The sequence below is a fragment of the Actinomyces sp. HMSC075C01 genome (assembly GCF_001812965.1).
Taxonomy (GTDB): domain Bacteria; phylum Actinomycetota; class Actinomycetes; order Actinomycetales; family Actinomycetaceae; genus Actinomyces; species Actinomyces acetigenes.
Genome location: NZ_KV810958.1, coordinates 1 through 1,996, shown reverse-complemented (window position 1 = coordinate 1,996; position 1,996 = coordinate 1). Strand labels below are relative to the sequence as shown.

Below are 1,996 nucleotides of genomic sequence, written 5' to 3'. Positions count from 1 at the left end.
CAGGAGATCGCGTCGAGTAAGGGGGTTGAGCGCGTTTGCTCTCTGCTGGATAGCTGAGGGAAGGGCTGCGATTAACCGTTGACGTCCTATGTCGCGTGGCCGCAACGCCTGTCTGCGACTGGTGCGTTCGTAGGTTAGCCTCGATCTTTCATTGGTTGGTTGAGTGGGGTGTGGGTGGCGTCGTTGCCGGTGTCGTGGGGTTGATTATGCCGGTTGGGTGTGGCGGTCTGCCGCGTGTCGCCTCGCGGTGGTCGGGCCTTTCCAGGGGCCAGGGTTGTTCCTTCAGGATCGTGGCGGGCAGGAGATGAGTTCCGCGTGTCTACGGGGCGGGGTCTAACGGCTTCCGAGCCGTCGGCGGCAAAACCATGAGTTCCGCGTGTCTACGGGGCGGGGAGTGCCTGGAGGTGCCCGAGCCCGGCAAGCAGGAGGTCGGTCCAGGGGTGGTCGGCCTTGTAGCGCAGGACGGTGCGGCGGGCGTGGCGGGCGATGACGGCGGGGATGGCCATCAGGCGCAGGCGGATCGTGCGGGGCTCCCAGGCGCGGGCGGGGGCGTCGGCCAGGGCGAGCAGCTGGGAGAAGGCCAGCAGGCCGGCGGGCCAGGGCCACGATCAGGCACCAGATACGGTTCTGGTCGAACCCCTGCAAGGGGAAGCGGTCAAGTCCGGTGTCTTTCGCGCAGCGGATGCGGTCCTCGCAGCGGGCCCGTAGCCGGTGGCGGACCTCGAGGTCGGCGAGCTGGCCCACTTTTGTGTTGGTGGCGAAGGCGGTCAGCCGGTAGCCGCCCACGTCCTCGAAGCGCAGCTGGGCGCCCTGGTGGGGTAGCTCGCGGCGCAGGATCACCCGCATCCCCTTGGGCCAAGCGGTCAGGTCCAGCAGGTCGGCGGGTCTCAGCGACGTCCGCACCCTGCCTGGGCTCACCGTCAGTGTTGTACGCGGGGGTCCAGGCGGCCTCGGGGATGGTGCCCGTGGATCTGCGGCGTGTGGTCCGGCAGGGTGAACCCCACACTGTAGGACACCCGGGCGGCGGGCCAGGAACTCAGGTGGTCTCCTTCGTGCCTCCGGCCCCGTCGATGCGCACCAGCACCCGCCGCCCGGGCCGGGGCCCCAGTCCGGCCTGGTCCAGGGCTCGGCGGATGATCTCGACGTGGTCGGCGGCGGTGTTCGATCCCGCGTTTCCGGGCCGCAGCATGATCGCCGCGCACTCACCCCCACCTTGGCCGGTTCCGTGGTCGATCCAGGCGGTCAGGGGGTGGTAGCCGAACCCCTTCTTGAAGGTCGGGGCCGCACCCTCTTTGTCTTAAGTGCACATTAACCAAGGTGGCGTCGACGTCGATCACCAACGGGTGGGCCGCCGAGACACCAGCCGTGGGGGCGTCCGCTCCGGCCAGGGCCCACGCCCGCTGCCGCACTGTCCTGCGGGCCCGGTTCACGGCGGCCTCGACCGCCTCGACGTGGTCGGCCAGGGTCCCCACCAGCCGACAGACTGTGGGGTCGGAGGCCACCGGCCCGAAGACCTCCTTGTCGCATCGCAGCAGCGAAAGGTCCGACAGGCACCGGCCGCCCAGGGCCACGCACACCGCCAGATCCAAGATGATCTTGCCCGGGTCGTGCACCGACCCCGGCCGCCGCCACGTAGACAGGGCCTGCGAGAGCTCGTTGCCCAGGCCCGTGACCCCGCTCGTCTCGGTCAGCAGCCTCGCCCCGGCCAGCCCCACCGCAGGCACGTCCCCCGACTCCGCCACCACAGACGGGTACAACCCGCTATTCTTCACCACGAAGGTGCTCCTCTCCTGGTCATGCACGGACCTAAGCAATCCGCATTATCCCAGGAAAAGGAGCACCTTCACCCCACTTTCAACACCTCAACAATGAAAACCCGAGGTTAGCCCGCGTGTTCGGGGGTTAGGGGTACGAACTGGCGACCTACCCTACGAACGCGTGCACCAGGCGTCGGGCGGGTGTGGTTAGTGGCCTTGGGCTTCTTCGGCGTCGTCGG

Annotated in this window: 1 pseudogene; it reads right to left on the bottom strand. The window is 68.5% G+C overall.

The features are described from left to right. Positions 1-380: 380 nt before the first annotated feature. A pseudogene (locus tag HMPREF2883_RS15395) lies at positions 381-1,775 on the bottom strand (IS1380 family transposase). Positions 1,776-1,996: the final 221 nt, after the last annotated feature.